This window comes from Streptomyces sp. DSM 40750 (assembly GCF_024612035.1).
GTDB lineage: Bacteria > Actinomycetota > Actinomycetes > Streptomycetales > Streptomycetaceae > Streptomyces.
This window is the reverse complement of the sequence record NZ_CP102513.1, coordinates 6,405,058-6,429,746: the sequence shown is the minus strand read 5'-3', so window position 1 is coordinate 6,429,746 and position 24,689 is coordinate 6,405,058. Positions and strand designations below refer to the sequence as shown.

General features: G+C 69.8%; 21 protein-coding genes. 8 read left to right on the top strand and 13 right to left on the bottom strand.

Going from position 1 to position 24,689, the window contains the following annotated elements; genetic code table 11:
• The first annotated feature begins 31 nt into the window (after positions 1–31).
• From JIX55_RS28730 to JIX55_RS28720, 3 genes are all read left to right on the top strand, one after another.
• Positions 32–874, top strand: coding sequence for a DUF4097 family beta strand repeat-containing protein (locus tag JIX55_RS28730; protein WP_257566152.1), 843 nt, complete (start codon positions 32–34; stop codon positions 872–874).
• A 117-nt stretch (positions 875–991) separates the two neighbouring features.
• On the top strand, positions 992–2,005 hold the full coding sequence (locus JIX55_RS28725; RefSeq protein WP_257566151.1) for an ATP-binding cassette domain-containing protein: 1,014 nt from the start codon (positions 992–994) through the stop codon (positions 2,003–2,005).
• Positions 2,002–2,820, top strand: a complete 819-nt coding sequence (locus JIX55_RS28720) for an ABC transporter permease (protein ID WP_257566150.1) — start codon at positions 2,002–2,004, stop codon at positions 2,818–2,820. Before JIX55_RS28725 ends, JIX55_RS28720 begins: the two co-directional genes overlap by 4 nt.
• A gap of 100 nt (positions 2,821–2,920) precedes the next feature.
• Here JIX55_RS28720 and JIX55_RS28715 read toward each other — a convergent pair whose 3' ends face one another.
• The gene (locus tag JIX55_RS28715; protein ID WP_257566149.1) at positions 2,921–4,492 is read right to left on the bottom strand and encodes a PstS family phosphate ABC transporter substrate-binding protein; all 1,572 of its coding nucleotides are present in this window, start codon (positions 4,490–4,492) and stop codon (positions 2,921–2,923) included.
• A 164-nt stretch (positions 4,493–4,656) separates the two neighbouring features.
• Entirely contained in the window at positions 4,657–7,185 is a 2,529-nt protein-coding gene (locus JIX55_RS28710; RefSeq protein ID WP_257566148.1) for a serine/threonine-protein kinase, read from the bottom strand.
• Positions 7,186–7,444: 259 nt separating this feature from the next.
• Between JIX55_RS28710 and JIX55_RS28705 the strand changes: the two genes are divergently transcribed.
• The 4 genes from JIX55_RS28705 (at position 7,445) to JIX55_RS28690 (ending at position 12,948) form a co-directional block, all read left to right on the top strand.
• Complete coding sequence (locus JIX55_RS28705; protein WP_257566147.1) at positions 7,445–8,800, top strand: aspartate aminotransferase family protein; 1,356 nt, start codon at positions 7,445–7,447, stop codon at positions 8,798–8,800.
• A gap of 241 nt (positions 8,801–9,041) precedes the next feature.
• On the top strand, positions 9,042–9,734 hold the full coding sequence (locus JIX55_RS28700) for a GntR family transcriptional regulator (protein WP_257566146.1): 693 nt from the start codon (positions 9,042–9,044) through the stop codon (positions 9,732–9,734).
• The gene (locus tag JIX55_RS28695; protein ID WP_257566145.1) at positions 9,731–12,199 is read left to right on the top strand and encodes a dolichyl-phosphate beta-glucosyltransferase; all 2,469 of its coding nucleotides are present in this window, start codon (positions 9,731–9,733) and stop codon (positions 12,197–12,199) included. Before JIX55_RS28700 ends, JIX55_RS28695 begins: the two co-directional genes overlap by 4 nt.
• A gap of 98 nt (positions 12,200–12,297) precedes the next feature.
• Positions 12,298–12,948 carry a hypothetical protein gene (locus tag JIX55_RS28690; RefSeq protein WP_257566144.1) on the top strand — a complete coding sequence of 217 codons (651 nt, stop codon included), beginning with the start codon at positions 12,298–12,300 and terminating at the stop codon, positions 12,946–12,948.
• A 160-nt stretch (positions 12,949–13,108) separates the two neighbouring features.
• Here JIX55_RS28690 and JIX55_RS28685 read toward each other — a convergent pair whose 3' ends face one another.
• The 11 genes from JIX55_RS28685 to JIX55_RS28635 form a co-directional block, all read right to left on the bottom strand.
• Complete coding sequence (locus JIX55_RS28685) at positions 13,109–13,504, bottom strand: hypothetical protein (RefSeq protein WP_257566143.1); 396 nt, start codon at positions 13,502–13,504, stop codon at positions 13,109–13,111.
• 109 nt (positions 13,505–13,613) lie between these two features.
• The gene (locus JIX55_RS28680) at positions 13,614–13,880 is read right to left on the bottom strand and encodes a hypothetical protein (RefSeq protein WP_257566142.1); all 267 of its coding nucleotides are present in this window, start codon (positions 13,878–13,880) and stop codon (positions 13,614–13,616) included.
• A complete protein-coding gene (locus tag JIX55_RS28675) occupies positions 13,877–14,236 on the bottom strand; it encodes a DUF6247 family protein (RefSeq protein ID WP_257566141.1) in 360 nt (119 codons plus the stop codon). The genes JIX55_RS28680 and JIX55_RS28675 overlap by 4 nt, the downstream gene beginning before the upstream one ends.
• Positions 14,237–14,439: 203 nt before the next feature.
• Positions 14,440–14,724 carry a hypothetical protein gene (locus JIX55_RS28670; RefSeq protein ID WP_257566140.1) on the bottom strand — a complete coding sequence of 95 codons (285 nt, stop codon included), beginning with the start codon at positions 14,722–14,724 and terminating at the stop codon, positions 14,440–14,442.
• Positions 14,724–15,134 (bottom strand): hypothetical protein, encoded by a 411-nt coding sequence (locus tag JIX55_RS28665; protein WP_257566139.1) that lies wholly within the window; start codon positions 15,132–15,134, stop codon positions 14,724–14,726. Before JIX55_RS28665 ends, JIX55_RS28670 begins: the two co-directional genes overlap by 1 nt.
• A gap of 259 nt (positions 15,135–15,393) precedes the next feature.
• Entirely contained in the window at positions 15,394–15,582 is a 189-nt protein-coding gene (locus JIX55_RS28660; protein ID WP_257566138.1) for a DUF397 domain-containing protein, read from the bottom strand.
• A 13-nt stretch (positions 15,583–15,595) separates the two neighbouring features.
• Positions 15,596–16,459, bottom strand: a complete 864-nt coding sequence (locus JIX55_RS28655) for a Scr1 family TA system antitoxin-like transcriptional regulator (RefSeq protein ID WP_257566137.1) — start codon at positions 16,457–16,459, stop codon at positions 15,596–15,598.
• Between the two features lie 175 nt (positions 16,460–16,634).
• A complete protein-coding gene (locus tag JIX55_RS28650; RefSeq protein ID WP_257566136.1) occupies positions 16,635–19,934 on the bottom strand; it encodes an N-6 DNA methylase in 3,300 nt (1,099 codons plus the stop codon).
• Between the two features lie 93 nt (positions 19,935–20,027).
• Positions 20,028–20,792, bottom strand: a complete 765-nt coding sequence (locus JIX55_RS28645) for an RloB family protein (protein ID WP_257566135.1) — start codon at positions 20,790–20,792, stop codon at positions 20,028–20,030.
• Positions 20,792–22,078 carry an AAA family ATPase gene (locus JIX55_RS28640; protein ID WP_257566134.1) on the bottom strand — a complete coding sequence of 429 codons (1,287 nt, stop codon included), beginning with the start codon at positions 22,076–22,078 and terminating at the stop codon, positions 20,792–20,794. Before JIX55_RS28640 ends, JIX55_RS28645 begins: the two co-directional genes overlap by 1 nt.
• Before the next feature lie 113 nt (positions 22,079–22,191).
• Positions 22,192–23,475: an adenylosuccinate synthase gene (locus JIX55_RS28635; RefSeq protein ID WP_257566133.1), complete on the bottom strand. Its 1,284-nt coding sequence runs from the start codon at positions 23,473–23,475 to the stop codon at positions 22,192–22,194.
• Between the two features lie 197 nt (positions 23,476–23,672).
• Here JIX55_RS28635 and JIX55_RS28630 point away from each other — a divergent pair, with 197 nt between their 5' ends.
• On the top strand, positions 23,673–24,617 hold the full coding sequence (locus JIX55_RS28630; protein WP_257566132.1) for an acylglycerol kinase family protein: 945 nt from the start codon (positions 23,673–23,675) through the stop codon (positions 24,615–24,617).
• The last annotated feature ends 72 nt before the right edge of the window (positions 24,618–24,689 follow it).

Below are 24,689 nucleotides of genomic sequence, written 5' to 3'. Positions count from 1 at the left end.
CGCCCCAAGGACTCAAGAGGACGGGACAGCCATGCCTTCTTTCGACACCCCCGAACCGATTTCGGTCACCGCCTACGTGTACGCCGGTTCCATCCAGTTCACCACGGGCGACCGCCTCGACACCGTCGTCGAGGTGCGGCCCCGCGACCCGAAGAAGGACCTGGACGTACGGACAGCCGACCAGACCGAGGTCGCCTACGCGAGCGGCGTCCTGACCGTCACCACGCCCAAGGCCAATCTGCTCGGGCGCGGTGGCACCGTCGATGTGACGGTGGACCTGCCCACAGGCTCGAACATCGACATCACCGGTCCCGGGGCCAGGGTGCTCGGCGAGGGTCGGCTCGGCAAGGTCCGGGTGACGACCTCGGCGGGTGACGTCCGCCTCGACACGACCGGCCCGCTGCACCTGAAGGCGTCGCACGGCTCGACCACCGTTGAGCGGGTCGAGGGCCTGGCCGAGATCACCAGCAGCACGGGCAACGTGCGCGTCGGCCTCGTCGACGGCCCCGCCGTCCTGAAGAACTCGCACGGCACCACGACCATCGGCGTCGTGACCGGCGAGCTGCGGATGAGTGGCGCCAACGGCGTCGTCGACATCGCGCGCGCCGAGGCGTCGGTCACCGGCACCACGACCAACGGCTTGCTTCGCGTCGCCGAAGTCGCTCGCGGCACCGTCCAGTTGGAGACCTCCAACGGCTCCATCGAGGTCGGTGTCCGCGAGGGCACCGCCGCCTGGCTCGACGTCAGCTCCAACCGCGGGCAGGTACGCAACGCGCTCGCCGCGTCCGAGGCCCCGGATCAAGCCGAGGACACCGTCAAGGTCCGCGCACGGACCAACTGGGGCAACATCGACGTCCTCCGCGCCAAGGCCTGAGCACCGGCCCCGCGAACCCGCCACTTCACCCGGTCGCTTCACCCCGGTCGCTTCACCCAGTCACTTCACCCCAGTCACTTCACCCCAGTCACTTCACCCTTCGAGCGGGAGGGCTCCATGCCTTCATCTGTCATGTCCACGACCAGGCACAGCGACGGTCCATCGCCGCGCGCCGCCGTCTCCGCCGTCGGTCTGCGCAAGTCGTACGGCGAGAAGACCGTCCTCGACGGCATCGATCTGCGCATCCCGGCCGGGTCCGTGTTCGCGCTGCTCGGGCCGAACGGCGCCGGCAAGACCACCGCCGTGAAGATCCTGTCCACGCTCATCACCGCCGACGGCGGGCAGGCCCAGGTCGCGGGCCACGACGTCGCCACGTCACCGGACGGGGTGCGTGCCGCGATCGGTGTCACCGGGCAGTTCTCCGCCGTCGACGGCCTCATCACCGGCGAGGAGAACATGCTCCTCATGGCGGACCTGCACCACCTGTCCAAGCGCGAAGGGCGGCGGGTCACCGCCGAATTACTGGAGCGGTTCGACCTCACCGAGGCCGCGAAGAAGCCCGCCTCGACCTACTCCGGCGGCATGAAGCGCCGCCTCGACATCGCCATGACCCTGGTCGGCAGCCCTCGGATCATCTTCCTCGACGAGCCCACCACCGGCCTCGACCCCCGCTCCCGCCACAACATGTGGCAGATCATCCGCGAACTGGTCACGGGCGGCGTCACCGTCTTCCTCACCACCCAGTACCTGGAGGAGGCCGACGAACTCGCCGACCGCATCGCCGTGCTCAACGACGGCAGGATCGCCGCCGAGGGCACCGCCGAGGAACTGAAGCGGCTCATCCCCGGTGGGCACGTCCGGCTCCGCTTCTCCGACCCGTCCGCCTATCAGTCGGCCGCCGTCGCCCTGCGCGAGGCCACCCGCGACGACGAGGCGCTGGCCCTGCAGATCCCCAGCGACGGCAGCCAGCGCGAGCTGCGCTCCGTCCTCGACTGGCTGGACGCGGCCGGCGTCGAGGCCGACGAGCTGACCGTGCACACCCCCGACCTCGACGACGTGTTCTTCGCCCTGACCAGCAGCAGCACCACCGTGCCCACCCAGCCGAACCAGCCCAAGGAGAACGTCCGATGAGCGCGCCCCTGGCTCCCGCCCGCCCGACCCGCCTCTCCTTCGCCGTGCGCGACTCGTCCACCATGCTGCGGCGGAATCTGCTGCACGCGCGGCGCTACCCGTCCATGACGCTGAATCTGCTGCTCACCCCGGTCATGCTGCTCCTGCTCTTCGTCTACCTCTTCGGCGACGTGATGAGCGCCGGCATCGGCGGCGGCGGGGCGGACCGCTCCGAGTACATCGCGTATCTGGTGCCGGGCATCCTGCTGATGACCATCGGCGGCACCACGATCGGGACCGCGGTGTCCGTCTCCATGGACATGTCCGAAGGCATCATCGCCCGCTTCCGCACCATGCCGATCCACCGCGGTTCGGTGCTCATCGGACACGTCGTCGGCAGCGTGCTGCAGTGTGTGATGAGCGTGGTCCTCGTCGGGGCCGTCGCGGTGGCCATCGGGTTCCGGTCCACGGATGCCACGGCCCTGGAGTGGCTGGCGGCGTTCGGACTGCTCGTGGCGTTCGCCATGGCGCTCACCTGGATCGCGGTCGGCATGGGCCTGATCAGCCCGAACGCCGAGGCCGCCAGCAACAACGCGCTGCCGCTGATCTTCCTCCCGCTCATCTCCAGCGCCTTCGTCCCCATCGACGCGATGCCCGGCTGGTTCCAGCCCATCGCCGAGTACCAGCCCTTCACCCCCGCCATCGAGACCCTGCGCGGGCTGCTGCTCGGCACCGAGATCGGCCACAACGGATGGCTCACGGTCGCCTGGTGCCTGGGCCTGGCCGTGCTCGGCTACCTCTGGTCGAAGTCGGTGTTCAACCGCGACCCGAAGTAGGGGCCGGCAACTCGTCCCACTCCAGGGCGGCGTACCCCCGACACCGCGTCGGCGTACGCCGCCCCGTCGGCGTTCTCCACCACTTGTCGGGCCCTTCGGCTCAACCCCCCTCGTCGTGCCGAGCCCGCTCGTCGCAGAGCCTCGCCCCCGTCGCCGTCTCGCACGGGACGTGGCCGTGGTTGCGGATGACGCTCTGGGCGGTGCCCCGGCGGATGTGGGCGAGGAAGCTGTCGGCGAGGGAGTTGGCGGGTGGGCGACGGTAGGTGTAGGCGTACTCGGCGCCGTAGTACGGGTAGGTGTCGTCGCCCTTCTCCAGGGCCTCGACGGAGGCCGTGTGGCCGTCGAGGGCGAGGCGGCGCAGGCCGGGGCGGCGGGTGGTGAGGTTGATCTCGCTGTAGCCGATGGCGCCGGGGAGTTCGGCGACCTTGGCGAGGACCTGCTCGGTGGAATCGAGTTCGCAGCGGGTGACGGCGGCGGTCGAGAGGTCGTCCCGGCGGCAGTCGAGCGAGGTGCTGGCGACCTGCTCCCAGCCGCCCAGCACGGTCCGCTGGAAGACCTGGCGGGTACCGGAGTCGGCGTCCCGGCTGACGAGGACGACGGGGATGTCGGGCAGGGACCGGTCGAGCTGTCGCCAGCGGGTGATCTCGCCCCGGTAGATACGGCGTACGTCGTCGGTGGTCAGGCTCCCGCCGCGCGGCCGGATGCCGTCGTTGACGACGAGGGTGAAGACGGACAGGGCGACCCGGTGGCCGACCAGTTCGGGGTCGGCGCTCGTACTCGGGCCGTCGGAGAACGCGACGACCGCCGGGGAGCCCTTCTTCGACTGGGCGCCCAGCGCGGCGAGTTCGCCCACGCCCGCCGAACTGCCCCGCGCGTCCACCCGGATCTCGGCGCCCGCGCAGTCCTTCTCGTACTCCGCCGCGAGCCCCCGCAGCACCGGCGTGAACGCGGTCGACCCGGTCAGCGTCAGCTCGCCCGTGGCGCACTCGACGGGCGGCGGGGTGTCGTCCCGTACGACGACGATCGCGGCCAGGGCGATCACGCACAGCGTCAGCATCACGGTGATCAGCCGGGCCGCGCGGCTGAAGAGCGGCGGCTTCTCGTCGGGTGTCGCGCTGCGGTTGGGGTGCACCTCGCCGTCGCGGATGCCGCCGATGAGCCGGATCGGGCTGTCGACGTCACCGCCGGCGAGGAGGACGAGCAGCTTGAAGTGGTCGCCGCGGTTGAGCGGGACGCGGGGGATGCGGAGCACGCCGTCGCGGTAGCCGAAGCCCGCGGACGGGGTGAAGTGGTCCATGAGGTGGTCGGTGCCGGGCGGCTGGGTGACCGAGACACCGCGGATCACGCGACCGCTGAACACCGCGGTCAGGCCGTGCAGTTCGCGTCCCGTGTAGTCGTTGTCGGCGATGCTCTGGGAGCCGTCGTTCTCGACGCGCAGCAGGACCAGGGTCGCGTCGGACATGTCCGGGGCCTCGTCGAAGAGGCCGAGGCGGACGTTCGCGCGCCCCGAACGCACGTCGTGGCCTATCGGGTTGTCCATCTGCACGCGGTAGCCGATCCGCTTGCGCCTCGGCACCCGGCGCTCGTACCAGACCATCACGGCGGACGCCACGACACCGGCCACGGCGGTCGCCACCGCCACCACGTTCTCCGCGCTCAGCCACTCCTGCATATGAGCCACTCCCCCGAGCCTCACGCTCCGCAGTCAAGCGGGGACACGGTACGGCGCGGGGCGCGGGCGAAGCACGGACAATTCGGATACGGCGCCCGAAATTCAACGAGAGTTCAGTCCGGCTTCGCGAGCGAGGGGTCAATCCCCCCTTCGTGCAGGGGAGTTCAGTCCGCCTTCGAGTACGTCACCGACTTCCCCGCCGTGTCGACGCGCCGCAACTGTCCGTCGGGCAGGAGGGTGACCGTGGTGGCGGCACCAGGGGAGCAGGAGGCGGCCGGTTCGCCGGTGGTGACGGTGGAGGGGCCGACCTCCAGGGGGCCGTCGTCGGCCGGTTCCTCCGTCAGCGCCGCCTCGAACACACAGTGGTACGTGCCGCCCCCTTCGAGCGGGCCGTCCGCCGTGAGGGTGAGCACCGTGTCACCGACCTCGCCCTGCTGGATGACGAGTTGGCGGGTGTCCGCGCCGCCGGTTCCGTCGAGGGCGGCGTCCCAGGTGCCGAGGAACCCCTCCGGGACCGTGCCCGCGTCGGGCGACTCGGAGGTCTCGTCCGGGGAGGTCCCCGGGTCCGTCGGCTCGGTCGGCTCGGGCGTCGTGGGCCCGGGCGTCTCCGGCGCGCTCGTCGTCGCCCCGCCCTTCGCGTCGTCCTCCTTGCCGCCGTCGTCACCCTGCTTCATCAGGGCGTACACCGAGCCGCCGGCCCCGAGCGCGACCACCAGCGCGACGATGACGAGGAGCACCGAGGAACGCCGGTTCCCGCGCGAGGGTTCGGGCTGACCGCCGCCTCCGGGACCAGGGCCGTAGAGGGGGTTCGGCCCGTACGGCGGGGTCGGGCCGAGGCCCGCCCCAGGGGGACCGCCGTACGGCCCCGACCCGTACGAGCCGTACGGCGCCTGCGGCGCGCTCTGCGGATAGCCGTAGCCGGCGGCGGGCTGCTGCCCATGGCCAGGGGCCGCACCGGCGCCGGGCTGCTGCCCGTACCCGACCCCGGGCGCCGTACCCGGCTGCGGCCGGTACCCGGCGGCGGGTTGCTGGGTGTTGTGCTGCTGCGGGAAGCCGTATCCGGCGGGCGCCGACCCAGGCGCCGACCCAGGTACCGACCCAGGTACCGACCCAGGCGGGGCGCTCGGCGGAGGCGGCTGCGAGTCCGCCTCCGCGATCCGCGTCGGCATCCGGTCCAGGGGCTCGGCACCCGGCGCCCCCGGCGGAGGCGGTACGGCACTCTGAGGCGCGGCGGCCCGGTGCTCGGCCGGGAACGCGGGGCCACCCGGAGGGGCCGCCGACCCACCTGCATAGGGGGACACGGGGGCGCCGCTCGGTGCCCCCGAGCCACCGTAGGGAGAACCGAGGGCACCGAGCGGGTACACGGGCGGAGCCGACGGCGGGCCCGCGGGAGCGGTCGGGGTCGCGGACGCGGGCTCCGGCGGAGCCGAAGGCCGGCCCGTCGGACCGGACCGCGGAGCGGCAGCGAGCCCAGCCGGAGCCGAGGAAGCCGCTGCGGACGGCTGCCCGGCGAGATCGGACGCCCCTGGACGCCTGCGGTCCGCCGGACCTCCCGACACACCGGGACCTCCGGACACACCGGGACCTCCCGACGCACCCGGGCCTCCCGCAGCCGCCACGCCTCCCGCAGCCATCACGCCTCCCGCAGCCGCCACGCCACCCGGCCCTGCGGCAGCCGCCGAAGCCCCCGGGGCTCCCGAATCCCCCACCCCCGGCGCTCCGGCCCCTTCCGACCCCTCCGCCCCTTCCGACCCCTCCGCCCCTTCCGACCCCTCCGGATCCTCGGCATCCAGCAACCGCACCGCGTGCCGCCCCAGTTGGGCCACCAGACCACTCGGCAGCCAGGGATCGCGCGACCGCCCGGCGAAGACCGTGTCCTCCGCCCCCGTCCGCCGCAGGATCTGCGCGAGGGTCGGGCGGGCGGCGGGGTCCTTTCTCAGGCACTCGCGGACGAGGTCGTAGAGGCCTTCCGGCAGCCCCTCCAGGTCCGGTTCCTCCTGGGCGATGCGGAACATCAGGGCGTGCGCACCGGAGTCGGCGGCGCCGAAGGGGAGGTGGCCGGTGGCGGCGTAGGAGAGGACGGAACCGAGGCAGAAGACGTCGCAGGCCGGGGTGATGCGGTCGCCGCGCACCTGCTCGGGTGCCATGAAGCCGGGCGACCCGACGAGCGCGCCGGTGCGCGTGAGCCCGCCGTCGGCCACGGTCTCCAGCGCCCGCGCGATGCCGAAGTCGATGACGCGCGGGCCGTCGATGGTCATCAGCACGTTGGACGGCTTGAGGTCCCGGTGGATGAGCCCGGCGGCGTGGATGTCCTCCAGCGCGTGGGCGAGCCCGGCGGCGAGAATCCGTACGGACCGCTCGGGCAGCGCCCCGTGATCCCGCCCGACCACGGCCTGGAGGGACGGGCCGGCGACGTACCCGGTGGCGACCCACGGGATGCCCGCCTCGGTGTCCGCGTCGAGCACCGGCGCGGTCCAGTGCCCGCCGACCTGCCGCGCGGCCTGCACCTCCTGCCGGAAACGGGCCCGGAACTCCTCCTGCTCGGCCAGTTCCCGCCGCACGAGCTTGACGGCGACGGTACGGCCCCGGTCGGACCGGGCCAGGTACACGTTCCCCATCCCGCCGGCTCCCAGCCGCGCGAGCAGCCGGTACACCCCGATCCGCTGCGGATCCCCAGGCCCGAGCTTCTCCATGGCCACCGTCCCCCGATTCCCCGTGCCATCCTCTACGCATATGTGTACGCGTACGTACGGGTACGTCGTGTACGTGCGCAACGGACCGATCGTAGTGGGGCCGTACGGCGAGGCGGATGGACCGGTGTCTACGGTTCCGTAACAGCGGCCGGCTCACCGGCGAGGCCTGGCCCAGGCACGACAATCTGTCGTGTTCCCGGCCCGCTCGCAGACAGGTCGCCGATATCGCCCCCTCACCGCGGGCACCTACCCTCACCTCATGACTCCCCAGGCAAACCCCCAGGTCGGCGTCGCGGTGAAGGCCGCGGACCGTGCGCACGTGTTCCACTCCTGGTCCGCGCAGGAGCTCATCGACCCGCTCGCCGTCGCCGGTGCGGAGGGGTCGTACTTCTGGGACTACGACGGCAAGCGGTACCTCGACTTCTCGAGCGGCCTCGTCTACACGAACATCGGCTACCAGCACCCGAAGGTCGTCGCGGCCATCCAGGAGCAGGCGGCGACGCTGACGACGTTCGCCCCGGCGTTCGCGATCGAGGCACGGTCGGAGGCGGCCCGCCTGATCGCGGAGCGGACGCCCGGCGACCTGGACAAGATCTTCTTCACCAACGGCGGCGCCGACGCGGTCGAGCACGCCGTGCGCATGGCCCGGCTGCACACCGGCCGCCCCAAGGTGCTGGCCGCGTACCGCTCGTACCACGGCGGCACCCAGCAGGCCGTGAACATCACGGGTGACCCCCGCCGCTGGGCCTCCGACACCGGTGCCGCCGGGGTCGTACGCTTCTGGGGGCCCTTCCTCTACCGCTCCCGCTTCCACGCGGAGACGGAGGAGCAGGAGTGCGCGCGGGCGCTTGAGCACCTGGAGACGACGATCGTCTTCGAGGGGCCGCCGACCATCGCCGCGATCATCCTGGAGACCGTCCCGGGCACGGCCGGGATCATGGTCCCGCCGCCCGGCTATCTCGTCGGCGTCCGGGAGCTCTGCGACAAGTACGGCATCGTCTTCATCCTGGACGAGGTCATGGCGGGCTTCGGGCGGACGGGCACCTGGTTCGCCGCGGACCTCTTCGGCGTCGTACCCGACCTGATGACCTTCGCCAAGGGCGTGAACTCCGGTTACGTCCCCCTCGGCGGCGTCGCCATCTCCGCCGCCATCGCCGAGACGTTCGCGAAGCGGCCGTACCCCGGCGGTCTCACGTACTCCGGACACCCGCTGGCCTGCGCCGCCGCCGTCGCGACGATCAACGTCATGGCGGAGGAGGGCGTCATCGAGAACGCGGCCGGCCTCGGCCCGTCCGTCATCGAGCCGGCGCTCCGTGAGCTGGCCGAGCGGCACCCCTCCGTCGGCGAGGTGCGCGGCGTGGGCATGTTCTGGGCGCTGGAACTGGTGAAGAACAAGGAGACCCGCGAACCCCTCGTCCCCTACAACGCGGCCGGCGACGCAAACGCCCCCATGCTCGCCTTCGGCGCCGCGGCCAAGGCCCACGGCCTCTGGCCCTTCATCAACATGAACCGCACGCACGTCGTCCCCCCGTGCAACATCACGGAGGCCGAGGCCAAGGAGGGCCTCGCCGCCCTGGACGCGGCCCTGTCGGTGGCGGACGAGCACACGGCGTGAGGCCGTAGCTCTCCCCGACTCCCCCATTTCGCGGTGCCCCGGAGCGTGACGCCCGGGGCACCGCTGTCCGTTCCCCGGCCCCCGAAGACCCCTTCGTCGCATCGTCACCCGGCCGGGAAAGGCCGACGGGGCAAAAACATCTCCCCGGAACCCGAACGCGTAAGGTGACGTGCTCGTAAGAGAACGCAGAGAGCACACACAGGTATGCGTACGCGTACGCGGATGGGGGACCCAGACCACGATGGCCGGCACCGGCGGCGGCACTGGCGCCGTGACTCGAAGCACCCTGCGGCAGCAGCTCGCGGACGCGCTCCGTGACGAGGTGCTGGCCGGCAGACTCAAGCCGGGGCAGGAGTTCACGGTCAAGGAGATCGCCGAGCAGTACGGGGTGTCGGCGACACCCGTGCGCGAGGCGCTGGTGGACCTGTCCGCGCAGGGACTGCTGGACGCCGTGCAGCACCGGGGTTTCGAGGTCCACGAGTACTCCGAGGGCGACTACCGGCACATGGTCGAGGCCCGCAGCCTGGTCACCGACGGCATGTTCCGGCGGCTGGGCGACCGCCGGGTCGACCCCCGTACGGCCGCCGCGCTCGCCGGGGTCCGGCGGCGCGGCGAGGAGGCGCGGCGGGCCGCGATCGCCGGGGACCTGAACATCCTCATCGGCTACGACCTGAGGTTCTGGCGCGAGCTGAGCGCCCTGTTCGGCAACCCGTATCTCACCGACTTCCTGCACCGGTTGCGTGTGCAGTCCTGGGCGTGCGCGGTCCAGCATCTGCGCCGGGTGGACGATCTGAGGGGCCGGCTGTGGGCCGACCACACGGAGCTCGTCGACGCCCTCACCCGCCGGGACGCGCGGACCGCCCAGGAGATCATCGCCGGTTACGACGAGCACTCCCTGACCCTTGTGGAACGCCTGGCGGACGAAGACGCATGAGCACCACCCCGAAGCCCGGGGGCCGACCGGTGAGCGTCGACCTCTCCGTCGTCGTCCCCGCGTACAACGAGGAGGACCGTCTCGCCCCCACGCTGGACGCGATCGTCGCCCACCTGGCGGCGACCGAGGCGGCCTCCACCTGGGAGATCATCGTCGTCGACGACGGGTCGACGGACGGTACGGCCGACGTGGTGGCCGCCGTCACCGCCCGCGACGCACGGGTCCAGCTCGTCTCCGGCGGGCCCCGCAACCGGGGCAAGGGCCACGCGCTGCGGCTCGGTGTCCTCGCCTCGCACGGCCGCCGGGTCCTGCTCACCGACGCCGATCTCGCCTCGCCCATCGACGAGTTGGAGCGGCTCGACAAGGCGCTCGCCGACGGGCACACGGCCGCGATCGGCTCACGCGAGGCGCCCGGCGCGAGCATCGAGCGCCATCAGCACCGGCTGCGCGAGGCGCTGGGGCGGGCCGGCAACGTCCTGATACGCGGGGTCGCGGTGCCCGGCATCCGTGACACCCAGTGCGGTTTCAAGCTGTTCGACGGCGACCGCGCCCGCGAGGCCTTCGCCGCCTCCCGTCTCGACGGGTTCGGGATCGACGTGGAGATCCTGCGGTACTTCCGCCGCAGCGGCTGGCCCGTCGTCGAGGTGCCCGTGCGCTGGTCCCACCAGCCGGGCTCGAAGATCCGGCCGTACGACTACGCCCGGGTGCTCGGCGAACTCGCCGCCCTGCGGGCCCGTTCCGCCCGCCCCGCCGACGTCCTCGCGGTCACCTGCTTCCTCCTGATGTCCGTGGCCCTGTACATCGGCCGCTGGCTCGACCCGAACGGCCGCTATCTCTCCGACTCCCTCCAGGACCAGAACCAGTGGGAGTGGTTCTTCGCGGTCACGGCCGACAACCTCGTCCACCTCCGCAACCCCCTCTTCACCACCTTCCAGGGCTACCCCGACGGCGTGAACCTGATGGCCAACACGGTCATGCTGGGCCTGTCCGTCCCCTTCGCCCCCGTCACCCTCGCGTTAGGACCGGCGGTCTCCCTCGCCCTCGTGATGACCCTGGGCCTCGCCGCCACGGCCGCCGCCTGGTACTGGCTGATCGTGAGGAGAGTCGTACGGCACCGGGGCGCGGCCTTCGCCGGAGCGGCCCTCGCCGCCTTCGCGCCGCCGATGGTCAGCCACGCCAACGCGCACCCGAACTTCGTCGTCCTGTTCATGATCCCGCCGATCATCGACCGGGCTCTGAGGCTGTGCACAGGAGCCCGGACCAGACGGGACGGCACGGTCCTCGGCCTGATGGCCGTGTACCAGATCTTCCTCGGCGAGGAAGCCCTCCTCCTCGCCGCGATGGGCATGCTGCTGTTCGCCGCCGCGTACGGGCTCGTACACCGGGACGCGGCCCGCGACGCCTGGCGCCCGCTCCTGAAGGGCCTGGGCATCGCGACCGTCGTCGCGCTCCCCCTGGTCACCTTCCCGCTCTCCTGGCAGTTCTTCGGCCCGCAGAGCTACGGGAACATCGCGCACGGCGACAACTCCGGCAACAGCCCGCTCGCCCTCCTCTCCTTCGCCGAACGCTCGCTCCTCGCGGGCGACCGCGAGCGGGCGGACGCGCTCTCCCTCAACATCACCGAGCAGAACGCCTTCTACGGCTGGCCCCTGGTCCTTCTGGCCCTCGGCATCGTCGTACGGCTGTGGGAGCGCCCCCTGGTGAAGGCGCTCGCCGTCACCGCGGTCGGCGCCGCCCTCCTCTCCCTGGGCCCGGAGTTCCGCCTCCCGCAGACGGACCTCGTGCTGCCCGGTCCGTGGGCGCTGCTCGCCGAGAAGCCCCTCTTCGAGTCGGTCATCGAGGGCCGGGTGGCGATGATCTGCGCCCCGGTGCTGGGGATTCTGCTGGCGATCGCCTGCGAACGGCTGGCGGCCGTGCCGAGCCTCGGCACGCGGTACGTGGGCTTCATGGCGATCACCCTCGCCCTGCTGCCGGTCGTCCCGGCCCCACTGACGTCCGTGGAGCGCCCCGAGGTCCCGGCGTTCATCGCGGACGGCACGTGGAAGTCGTACGTCGATACTGACACCGACACCGGGGCCGGCGAGACCCTGGTGCCCGTGCCGCTGCCGGATGCGGGCAACGCGGAGGCGCTGCGCTGGCAGAGCACGGCGGACTTCGGCTTCCGGATGCCCGGCGGCTACTTCAACGGCCCGTTCGGCGAGGACCGCGTCGGCATCTACGGCGCCGCCCCCCGCCACACCTCCCGGCTGCTGCGTGACGTCCGCTACACCGGCCGGGTCCCGGTGATCGGCGAGAACTGGCGGGCGCAGGCGTCGCGCGACTTCGCGTACTGGCACGCGGGGGCGCTGGTCCTGCGCCCGCAGCCGTACGACGAGCAGTTGCGGGAGACCGTCGACAAGCTGGTCGGGCGACCCGGGACGTGGGTGGGCGGTGTGTGGGTATGGGATCTGCACGAAGGGGACTGAAGCCGGGTTCAGCGACTACGCTTCCCTGACCACTGTGTGCCGTACGCGAACGACTCCCTACCGTGTGTGTGCGGCCGGATGACGCGAGGAGTTCTCTTTTGGCCTGTGACCTCTGGTTGGTCCCGCTCGTCGACGTGTTGTGCCACACGCCCGACAACCCCTTCGCCGATGAACTCGCGCTCTACAACAAGCTGCTGGGCGAGGCCGGGCTGCCGCCGGTGCCGGTGTACCAGTACATGCCGGGGCTGACCGGGGAGGTCGCCCCCGTCGCGGGCTTCGACTACGACGCGCTGCACTTCCTGCGCCGGGCCTACCTGCTCCAGGTGTGCGGGCTCGCGGTGACGCCGGTGGACGCGCTGGGCGGGGACTACGAGCAGTTGCTGGAGATGTTCGAGACCACGGCCCAGCAGTCGCATCTGGTCTGGCACTACGACCACGCCGGGGCCTATGTCCCCGTCGACTTCCCGCACCCCCTCTCCGACGACGAACTCCTCGCCGGGGGCGGCCCCCTGGGCTCCTCCCAGGGCCTGCTGCGGGAACTGGAGTTCGTCGCCCCGGCCATCGGCATCGACCCGGCGAACCCTCCGGCGCCGCCCGAAGCACCGGCGGCACCCACGGAGTTGGAGGAACCGGCCGTACCCGCCCCCTACGACCCCAGTCCCTTCGCCCGCGAACGCCACGTCTGGCTGGGCCTGCACGCGGCGGCGACGCGAAGTCTGGCGCAGGGGTCGATGATCGTGTTCAGCTGAGGACCACCGAGGACCCCCTCCGACTGTCAGCGCAGCCCCTCTGGACGCAGCCCCTCTGGATGAAGAAGGGCTCGGCGATCGCGGGCATGTCGGAGGTGTCCGTCATGTCGAAGACCAGGAACATCGTCCGACCGGCAACATCCTGCGCCTGCTGAGCGGACTACTTGGACAGGGCGACATCGAGGCGGCCCTGATCTCGGCCCAGGCAGCGGTCGACATCGCCCTCGGCCTCCGCAACCTCCGTCTGGAGGCCTACCGGCTGCTCGCTCTCGGCGACGCCCAGCAGGCCGCCGGCCACTTCGCCGAGGCCCTGATCTCCTACCGACGCTCCGCCACGCTCCAACTCCACCTTGGCGACCGCAGCACACAGACGTTCGCGTGGCACCGTACGGGCCAGGTCCACCGCCGTCTCGACCGCCACCCGGAAGCCGCCGACTTCCACCGCCAGGCCGCCACCACCCACCGCGAACTCGGCGACGCCTGGCACGAGGCCCTGGCCCTGGACGGCCTGGGCTCGGCCCTGCTCGACGAGGACCCGCAGGCGGCCCGCAGGCACTGGGCGGAGGCGCTGAGGCTGCTGACCGACTAGGACGACCCGCGAGCGGCGGCCACGAAAAACAGCCTTGAACGCCGACTGGCGGAAATCAGCTAAGTCGGCTGGGAGGTCAGACATGCGGGTCGGGATCGAGTGTGATCTGCCAGATGGAGACGAGTTCCGAGCGCGGCGTGATCATGTAGACGAAGAAGCCGCCGTTCACGAACGCGTGCTTCGCCCCCTCGTCGGCGTCCTGGTACCCAGGCCCGTGCAGATACAGGGCTTCGGCGGCTCTGACGAGTTCGTCGGCCTTCTTCTCGACCTCCGCAAGGAACGTGGGTGGCGCACCGGCCGCCACCGTCTCCTCGTCCGGGACGTACTCCCACTCCCAGCTCACGCGCCACGCACCGCCTCGGCCGCATCACGGTAGATGCCACTCGCGGTAGTGAGATGGTCGCGCGCCTCGCCCGGGGTGATCGCGATCTGGGCGAGGTACTCCGCGCGGCGGTACGCCTTCGCGGTTTCGGGATACCGCTCGATCTCGATCAGGGCAGCCCAGTGCGCGAGGTAGGCGTGGACGGGCTTCACCGAGTCGTGCTCCAGCGCTGCGGCGAGGGCCTGGTCCTTGGCCTGGTCATAGGCGGGGAGGAGGTGGGGGGCGACGATGGCGCACGCCGCACGCAAGGCCGCCGGAGTACGCTCCGGGCGCGGAATCACGGGGGCGTCGCCGGGTTCGGCGTACTGGGCACTCACGTTGCCATCTCCTTGTGTCCGGTGGCTCGGATGACCTCGGTGGTGAGAGGTCGGCAAGGCGTAAGTGGACTGTAACGCGCGCAAGCCTCTGGCCTCTGTTTGGTTCCGACTGTTTATTCAGGAACGGCATCGGCTCCCCAGGCATGTCACACGTCACCCGTGTACTGCCCGGGAAGCCGATGCCGGTGAATCTCAGGCGCACATCACCGACGCCGTTTCCCCAGGGCTCCCTTCCGGCAGTCAGGCACGCTCGTCTCCGGAACGATCACGGTGACGGTGTCGTCGTCGAGCGCGTAACAGAGCTGGGCGTGCAGCACCTCGGCCTCGGCGGGCGTGAGCCGCAGCGCCACGTCGGAGTCGAAGGCCCCGTCCCGGCGCAGCCAGAGGTCGATGGAAAAGGCTCCGTCGTCCTCCTTCCGCACGGGCTTGCTGGGTACGCGGCTGACCTGGACCCGGGCGCTCGGCTGTGCGCTTCGTGCCGTACTCATCAGACAGCCACCCCCGCCAGGGTGCCCACCGGGGTGCCGATGTGGTGACCGTGGATCACCCAGGGCCCTACGTCGATGCCGTCGAGCGCGAGCACGAGCGCGGTCCGGCGCTCCTGCTGCCGCCGATGCCGTTCGTGGGCGACGAGGTAGGGGCGGACGAGGGGGCTGGGGTCGTCGAGTAGGGGGCGGGCGGCGGTTCGGACAGCGGTCCGGGGCTTCGCCGTGGAGGCGGGAAGGATCTCGGGCGGGGCGGTACGGCGGATGAGCAGCCTGAGGCCGGAGAGGGTGCGCGGGTACACCGGGGTGGGTCTCAGGAGGCCGCGTCGGCGGCGACTGCCGCTGGCCGGAATCAGGAGAGCGAGGACAAGGACAAGTGTTCGTTGCAGGGCAAGCCGGATAGGCTTGGGCATGCTGACGCTCCCAGTAGGCGTTGGCCGGGCCCCGGGGTGGTAACGACACCGCCGGGGCGTTTTCGTACCCGCCGCAACCGACTTGGCAGCGGCGAGTGCTACGACCGTAGCGACAACCCTGCTGAGTTCTCAACGTTTGTAACTCGTTGGGTGGAGTTGGCATATGCCGCACCCTGACACTCGAACTACACGGGGCCGCACTGGACTGCCACACCGCCCCTCACCCTGGTGCGCGAGGACCCCGCTTACGAAAGGTCACTCACGGCAGCCGGCCGAACGCGCCCACCTTGAGGCTGCTCAAGAACAAGTGGAACCGCTCGGAGGTGGTCGCGATCGCGATGTCCGGCTCGTCGCTCTCGCGCATGAGTACGTCGCCATTACACGAGGCGATCTCAAGGCAGTTGTCACCCATCTCCGAGAACGAGGATTTACACCACCGTATGTCCATGCGTCTCACGCTCTCACAGGCGCCGTAGCGTCTCGCGAATGAGGTCCCGCGAAGCGTCAGGCCCCAGCGCGAGTTGCTCCATGCGTTCCACGACCGTGCGGTAGCTGGCCAAGTGGGTGTCCGAGTACAGAAACGTCGAGCCCGTTGGGGCATCGATTTGCACCGTATCGAGCTGCGGGACCGGACCATGGGCGTACAGGGTCGAGGAGCTCCCCGAGCTGGGGTAGCTGCCCGCCGCGAAGGGAATGACTCGGATCGTCACGGACTCCCGTTCGGACCACTTCAGCACGTGCTCCAGTTGGGACCGAACCACGCTGTCGGGGCCGAAACGCATACACAGAGCCGCCTCATGGATGAGGAAGGTGCACTCCGGCGGTCGTGGCCGATCGAGCAAGTCCCGCCGCCTCATCCGAAAGGCGACTCTTCGATCCACGTCCTCCGGGGGCAGCGGCGGCACGGACTCCCTGAAGATGGCACGGATGTAGTCCTCGTACTGCAGGAGTCCCGGGAAATGGGTGATCTGGACCCCCCGGAGCGCGACAGCGTGATGCTCCAGTTCCGCGAGGTCCAGGGCGGTGGGCGTGAGGAGATCCCTGTACTCGTCCCACCAGTGGGCGCCTCCCACCCGGCGTTCCCTCGCCATCTCGGCTAGCGAGTCGACGTACTTCCCGTCTGGGCAGGAGTAGTTGCCTGCCCAGACCCGAACACGGTCGGCGCTGACACCGAAGCGGCCCGACTCCGTGTTGCTGATGGTCGTCTTGTCCGTGCCGTGCAGTGCCGCAGCCCCGGTCAACGACAGCCCGACCTGCTCACGCATCTTGCGCAGCTCCGCACCCAACCGCCGCTGCCGCTCGGTCGGAGGCTTCCTGGCTGCCATCAGCCTTCCCCTCTCCGCCGTTCACTCTTGGACCGTACCTTTCCAAGACGCATCCGTGCATGTGGCGGACGATTCGGTATCCGTAATGCTTTGACCCGACAGAACATGCCATCTCAGGAGCGCCCCGAATGGCTTGCTTCGCTCCGCCATGGCCCGCACCTGTTCAATTACACGGTCAGCCAGTGAGGACGTCTGTCAACGCCTTCCTGATCAGTCGTAGTTTCGCGAGCTGGCGATGCCGTACTGCCGTCTTCTCGCGCAATTCCGCCAATCTGCGGCTGAGATCCTCCTGTTCCGTACGGCCGGGCAGTTCCATCTCCACGTCAAGCAGACGACCGGCGTTGAGGACTGTGATGCCGCCCACCGATGTCCGTGCCACGTTGAAGATCTGCCGTCGGGCATGACGTAGTCGCAACCATGCCGTCAGGTAGTGAGGCGACAACAGATTCGCGCGAGGTCTGAGGCAGATGACATGGGACCCGAACGTGGCACGGGTCAGTTGTCCTTGCCATGCCGCGGCTCGAAAGACCTCGTTCACAGCCACCGCGGACAGCAGGACGTCTCCGTCTTGCAGCAGTGCGCCGACATCGGCCACCGTGTCGAGACGATTGAGCCGGGACGGGTCGAGGTCGAGTCCTGACTCCGTCAGATTGGCCGGACGGATCACCGGGATCCCATCGGCGGTCACGCGAGCACGTGGCGGGAGCCCGGTACGCGCCGATACGAGGACTTGTCGCAGCGGCAGCCTTTTCACACGGCCTTCTCCCACCGCTCCGGGCTCCAACAGTGCGAGTGGCGCGGCCAACTCGTCGAACTCCAGCTTGGCCAGTTCCGCTTCTGCTTTCTTCTCGGCATCGATCAGCTCGTGGACGGCGGCCACGATCTCCTGTCGGCCGGAGGCGGTCCGCGCGTTGTCCGCCGTGAAGTTCCAGGCACGGCTCTGGGACCAGGGGTTGTTCTGGGCTATGCCCGCCGAAGTGCCGTACAGCTGATACTCGATCTCGCGGAAGGAAAGCCGGTACTTCTCCTCCCATCGCTCGTAGACCCGGACCAGTTCGCGGCGCCTTCCGGCGACCAGACGCTCCAGTCGGGTCGCCAGGCCCTTCCGCAGAACGTCGAGAACGACATCCCGCTCTCCTTTGACTGCGGCCAGCGCATCACGCGCGCGTTCCAGTCGTGGCCGGAAGTCGCATTCCAGGGTCTTGATCGTCTTCTTGGACGCTGCCCGTTGCCGCTTGAGCGAACGGAATTCGGCTTCGGCAGTGCTCACAGTCGCCGCCCCGGGGCCGGTCTCACCGGATTCGGCGCCTTCCTCCAAGGCTTCCGCTTCCGCTGCCGCATCCGCTTGAGCCTGCGCCAACGCCTCTTGCGCTTTCCTCCACTCCCCTTCCAGCTCGGCGTCCGCTGTCTTCGCGGACCTCAGCTCGTCCAGGAAGTCCGGGACGATGGCCGCGACCACCTTGTGGCCGTACGCCAGCTCCCGTACCTCCGCCGTGCGGCCGGCGGTCCTGCCTGGGCGCGAGGCCGATTCCGGCGCGATCATTGCCTCGACCGATGCAACCCAGCTATCCACGACACCCGCGAGACCGAAGACCGACAGAACCTGGAGTTCGTTCTTCGTGTCATGCCACCAGTCGGCCACCGCACCAGCGAGCGCGTGCCGAGGCAGCAGGCCGACAGCAAGCAGCCGGGCCCGGAAGGAGTCCATCAAGTCAGTGCGAATACGGGCTAGTTGTACCTTGCGCTCGCTCTCCCCACAGCCGACGCTCTCAGACGGTTCCAGTGCCGCGATCCGGTCCGCCTTCGATGCCCACCATTCCTCGAAGGCAGCCCACAGCTTCGCCTCTTGTCCGCTCGCCGACTGGGCGAGACCGGCTCTGTCCTGCCGTTCGCTCCCCGGCAGGAAGTCGACGTAGGCGGGGTCGTCGGCTCGTACGGCGAAGAGGTCAGTCACTTCGAGGTCGTACGCCCCCAGAAGGGATTCGGCCGCCTCGATCTCCGCGACCGGCATCCCGCCCTGCATGTAGGCCCTGATGTCCTGGGGCTCAGGCGATGGCGTGTCGTCCACGTACCGGCGGATGTTGAGGTTGTGGCCCTTGGCCTCCAGCTCCGCACGGCTCACGACTCGCGAGAACAGCTCCACCTCGGCGAAATCGTGGAAGGTGGAGACGATCTTCTCCGTGTGTTCCGGCAGCAGCACGTTCTGAGCACGCTCGGCGTGGAACTCACGGTCGGCGTTGATGAACAGAACCTTGTCGCGCCGCGCGGAGTCCTTTGTGCCCGGCGCACGAAGCACGAGCACACACGCCGGGATCCCGGTCCCGTAGAAGAGGTTCGCCGGCAGGCCGATCACCGCTTCCAGCAGGTCGGCCTCGATCAGCCGGGCCCGGATCCTGCCCTCCTCGCCTTCCCGGAACAGCACACCGTGCGGCATGACGGTGAAGACGGAGCCGCCACGCCGTTCCACCATGTGCAGCATGTGCTGGAGGAACATCAGGTCGGCCTTGCCCCTCTCGGGCGTCCGGCCGTACGGCATCCGCGTTTCGAGGTCCTTGATGTCCTCGGCCCTGTAGTCCATGGAGAAAGGCGGATTGCTCAAGACCAGGTCGTACGACTTGTCCAGGTGGAGCGGGGTCGTGAGCGTGTCGCCGACCTTCAGGTCGAAATCGCGGACGCCGTGGAGCAGCATGTTCATCGTGGCCATGACCCACGAACCGTTGTTGGCGTCCTGACCGGCCAGGACAAGGTTCTCGGCGTTGCCGCCATGCTCCTCGACGTACTCCTTGGCGTGGATCAGCATTCCGCCGGAGCCCACGCACGGGTCGTACACGCTCTGCCCCTCCTGGGGGCGCGCCAACTCCACCATCATGCGGACCACGGCTCGCGGGGTGTAGAACTCGCCGCCCTTGGCGCCCGCCGAATCGGCGAATTCCTTGGAGAGGTACTCGTATGCGGCGCCGATGGCATCGGGGAATTCGAGGTCCTCGGCGCCCAACCGCAGGCTGTCGAAGTGGCCGATGAGCGAGGCGAGCCGCTTGTCGGCCGCCTTGGCTGCTGAGGGGCCGTAACCACCGACCCGGCTGAAGTCGATGTGCCCGAACAGGCCGCGCAGCCGCTCGTTGCCCTTCTGGCTCTCCAACTCGTCCAGCGCGGGCCGGAGATACCTCGTCGCCACGTCATCGACCGCGCCGGCCAGCCGCTCCCAGCGAGCCGCACGGGGCACGTACACAACCCTGCGGGCCATGTACCGGGCGGGCTCGTCGGCCTCCTTCTCAGCCTCCTCGCGCGTGGCGCCCGACGCCAGCTCCTCGGCGATGATCCGCTCACGCGCCGCCTCAAACTCGTCGTTCGCCCGCTTCAGGAAGAGCAGCACCAACAGGAAGTCGCGGTACTCGGCGACGTCCATGGTGCCGCCCAGCATGTCCGCCGCCGCGAGGATGTGGCGCTCCAGTTGATCGAGCGTGAGTCTGGCCACGTACGGGCTCCCTGATTGGTGATCCGATACTGACAGCCGGCAAGGGGCACCGCCCCGGTGTGGGCGGCGTTCTGCCGCGTACGTCCACGCGACCTAGTAGCCGCTGAGAAGCAGTCCCTGCTCCACGAAACTCCAGACGTTCGTGTACGGGTCCCAGGCGTTGGGGTTGGATGAGGAGTGACCGTCGTTGATCTTCTTCGCATACTTCTTGGCCGACTCGTAGCGGTGCCCGTCTTTGCTCAGCACCTGGTCCTTACGCATGTGCTTCGACTCCTGCTCCGAGACCCTGTGCACACCCGGCCCGTACGTCGCCGCGAAGCCGGGGCGCGATCGCAGACGGCTGTTGGCGTCGCCGCAGACGCCGCTGAACGTGCTGGTGTAGTTGGTGTAGTGCAGGAACCGCCACAGTTCGAAGCAGGGGTGGGAGTAGGCGACCCGGATCCCTTCCTCGTCAGCCAGGCTCATGGCTTCCGGGATGCCCTGGTGATCGTCCCGGTCGAAGATCACCCACACCTGTGGCCAGTTCCAGTCGCCCTGCTCGGTCCCGTTCTTAAGGACCTTGTACGGCTTCAAGCCCGCTGCTTTGGCCTCCCGTTCGACCTTGCGCCGCGTACCGACGGCCTCCTTCACCATCTGGTGCGGCTTGCGGTGCTTGCCCTCGGCGTTCGCGTTCGCGATGTGGTACTGAGCCTTGCGATCTGGCCGGTTCCAGACGCCGTTCTTGACGATGATGTCGATGTACTCAGGTTCGGTGACCGCGCCCTCGGTGTAGACGTACACCTGACGATCCCGATCCGTGCGGCCCCTCGTGCCGCCCTTCTTGGGGGTGATTCTGTCCCCGCCCCTCGGCCTGGCCATCAGACCCCCTCCGCCTCCGTCCGCTCCGCCCGTTCCATATGCGCCGTCTCGTCCGTACGCAGCAGCCGTCGTCCAATCTGGCCCTCCGACACCTTCGGCACCGCGCCGAAAGACCCCGCCAGATACGCGGCCATGAGGTCCTCTTCCTCCGTCGGCTCCCACTCGGCGACCGACGACAGTTCGGTGGCGCCCCGCTCGTCCTTCTCGGTGAGCCAGATCTGCCCCGGTTGCAGAAGCCTGCCGCCGCTCGGTGTCTGCAACAGGGATGGATCGTGCCCGGTGAACACCAGCTGAGCGCCCTTCGGATTCACCCAGGAGGCCTGGAAGAGGCGTACGACCTCCGCCACGAAGCGAGAGTGCAGGCTGGCGTCGAGTTCGTCGATCAGCAGGACCGCACCGGTGTCCAGAGCCAGCAGGAGCGGCCCGATCAGCGCGAACCACGAGCGGGTTCCCCACGACTCCGAAGTCCAGTCCAGAGTCATCCGCTCACCGCTGCCCGCGTGGACGAGCCGTACCGCCGGCCGCCCGGACGACGACTGCTCGACCTCGACACCGGCGATGCCGAGATCGGCGACACGCAGCAGTTCCTCGGCCCGCCGCCGGAAGTCCTCGCTCTCCAGCAGCCGCATCGCCGTGTAGTCCTCGCGCTGGGCGCGCTCGGTCTCGGGCGTGACGTCCCACAGGTTGTTCTTGAACCAGTCGAAGACAGGGGTGAGTTGTTCGTGCCCGTCGTTGGCGGCGCGGGTGAGCAGAAGGGCGTCCTGACGGGTGGTACGGGCCAGATGGGCGCGGTCCTGCAGCCGTTCGGCGGGGAACTCGAATTCCTTCTCACGGGAGGCGTCCCGCTCGAACCACACCTGGCGACGGCCCTTGGGGTAGGCGTAGAGCCATTCGGTCACGACCTGCCGCTGTCCCAGTTCGAAGCCGTAGGTCCAACGGATGCCACGGTCGAGCAAGAAGTCCGCCTCGTACAGCGTGGTCTCAGCCGCCGCCTTCGGGTCGAGGGCGAACTCGTCGCGTGGGATGCCGTCGTAGGAGGTCCACTCGGCATAGGAGCGCAGTACTGCGTGGCGCATGTTCTTCAGCGCGGTGATGACATTGGACTTGCCGGACGCGTTGGCTCCGAAGACGCCGAGAACGGTGTGGACGGGCAGGCGCCGGCCGTCGGAGAGCGTCACCTCGCGTGCCGCCGTGTGATCCCCTTCGGAGCCCTCCGGTGCGACGAACGACAGTTCCTGCTCGTCGCGCAGGGATCTGACATTCGCCACCCTGAATCTCAGCAGCATCCCGTCTCCTTCATGGCGGACAGACTAGTCAGACCATCCGGCCGCCGTCGCGGGTACGCGACGGCGGCCGACACCGTCACCGGGTCGACCGCCTCGCGGATGGGAGCGACGGACTAGATGAACGAGTTGATCTCGATCGTCTCGTCGCGGCCGGGGCCGACGCCGATCGCGGAGATCGGGGCGCCGGACATGTCCTCCAGGGCCTTGACGTAGTTCTGGGCGTTCTTCGGGAGGTCGGAGAAGGACTTCGCCTTGGTGATGTCCTCGGACCAGCCGGGGAGGGTCTCGTAGACGGGCTTGGCGTGGTGGAAGTCGGACTGGGAGTAGGGGAGTTCCTCGACGCGCTTGCCGTCGATCTCGTAGGCGACGCAGACCGGGATCTGTTCCCAGCCGGTGAGGACGTCGAGCTTGGTGAGGAAGAAGTCGGTCAGGCCGTTCACGCGGGTCGCGTAGCGGGCGATGACCGCGTCGAACCAGCCGCAGCGCCGGTCGCGGCCGGTGGTGACGCCCCGCTCGCGGCCGATCCGGCGCAGCGCCTCACCGTCCTCGTCGAAGAGCTCCGTGGGGAACGGACCGGCGCCCACGCGGGTCGTGTACGCCTTGAGGATGCCGATGACCCGGCTGATCTTCGTCGGGCCGACGCCGGCACCCGTGCAGGCGCCGCCGGCGGTCGGGTTCGACGACGTCACGAAGGGGTACGTGCCGTGGTCGATGTCCAGCAGGGTCCCCTGGCCGCCTTCGAACAGGACGACCTTGTCGTTCTCGAGAGCCTGGTTGAGGACCAGGATCGTGTCGGTGACGTACGGGGCGAGCTTGTCGGCGTAGACGAGGAGTTCCTCGACGACCTGGTCCACCGCGATCGCGCGGCGGTTGTAGAGCTTGGTGAGAAGCTGGTTCTTGACGTCGAGGGCCGCCTCGACCTTCTGCGTCAGGATCGACTCGTCGTACAGGTCCTGGACTCGGATGCCCACGCGGTTGATCTTGTCGGCGTAGGTCGGGCCGATGCCACGGCCCGTCGTGCCGATCTTGCGCTTGCCGAGGAAACGTTCCGTGACCTTGTCCACGGTCACGTTGTACGGCGTGATGATGTGAGCATTGCCGCTGATCAGGAGCTTGGACGTGTCGACGCCGCGCTCGTTCAGACCGCTCAGCTCGGAGAGCAGGACCGACGGGTCGACGACGACGCCGTTACCGATGACCGGAGTGCACTCCGGAGTGAGGATCCCGGAAGGGAGGAGGTGGAGGGCATACTTCTGGTCGCCCACGACTACCGTATGGCCGGCGTTGTTGCCGCCCTGGTAGCGCACCACATAATCGACGGAGCCACCAAGTAGGTCCGTCGCCTTTCCCTTACCTTCGTCACCCCACTGAGCACCGAGCAGCACAAGTGCGGGCACGCGCGTACACCCCTTCCGGGCGGGGCATGTCCAAGGTCGGGGGCGTACGCGGTGGCTCATGTCCGCCGCGTGCGCCGCGACCGCCGTTGGTCGCGAACTGTGGACCCGGATGCCCCGGAATAGACCAAGCCCCTGGCGCAATAGCGCAAGGGGCTCTTGCACAAAGATGCTACCCGAGGAAGCGAGGCAGGACCGAGGTGGCGACTCCCGACCAGCTCCTCGTGGTCATCGACCCCCGAGCCCGACGCACGGACGGCGAGGCCGTTCGGATCGCGAAAGACGTGCTCAGCGCGGGTGCGGCGAGTACGAAAGTGTGCCTTCCCGAGGGGCCCGAGGAATTCGCGCGAGCGCTCTCGCGACGCGGTTCCCGGCGGCCGGTGGTGATCGGCGACGACCACGCGCTGCTGCGGACCGTGGCTCTTTTGCATCGGCAGCGGGAGCTGGCGGCGTGCGCCCTCTCGCTGATCCCCGTGGGCTCGGCCCTGGGGCTCGCCCGCTCCCTCGGGGTGCCCACCGGCGCCGTCGCGGCGGCCCGCGCCGCCCTCGACGGCGTCGAGCGACGGCTCGACCTGCTCGTCGACGACAGCGACGGGGTGGTGCTGGGCACACTGCGGATACCGGTGCTGCCGGGTGCGGCGCCTCCCGAACCGGAGGATCCGGCCGACGCGGAGGCCGGCACGTGCGCGGGCGCGGAAGCAGGCGGCGGCGCCTCGGGGGACGGCTCCTCGGCCGGCCATCACTCGTGGCTGCGCGCCTGGCCGCAGTCCCTCGTCCGTACGTTGTCGACGCGGCCCGCGCGGGCGTCCCGTCCGCCGCGCCCGCGCATATGGGTCGCCACCGGGGGCGGGGCCGGGGCCGGGCCCTCGCGGCTGCGGGTGGAGGTGGACGGGGTGATGCTCGTCGACCTCGACCAGCCCGTGGAGGGCGTGTCCATCACCCCCGGCACGGACGGCGGCGCCGACGTCGAGGTCCGGCCGGTGTCGGTGGGCGCCGAGGCGGCCCCGCTGCACGCGATCGGCCACCGGGTGACCGTGTCGGGCGCGGACTTCCGCTACCGGGCGGATTCCCTGGTGGCGGGGCCTGTGCGGACGCGGACGTGGACGGTGCGGGAGGGGGCCTGGGGGCTGACGTTGCCGGAGTGAAGGCGGTTCCGAGGCGGTTCTGAGGCGGTTCCGAGGCGGTTCTTCGGCCCCGCCGCGGGGCGCGCATCGCCG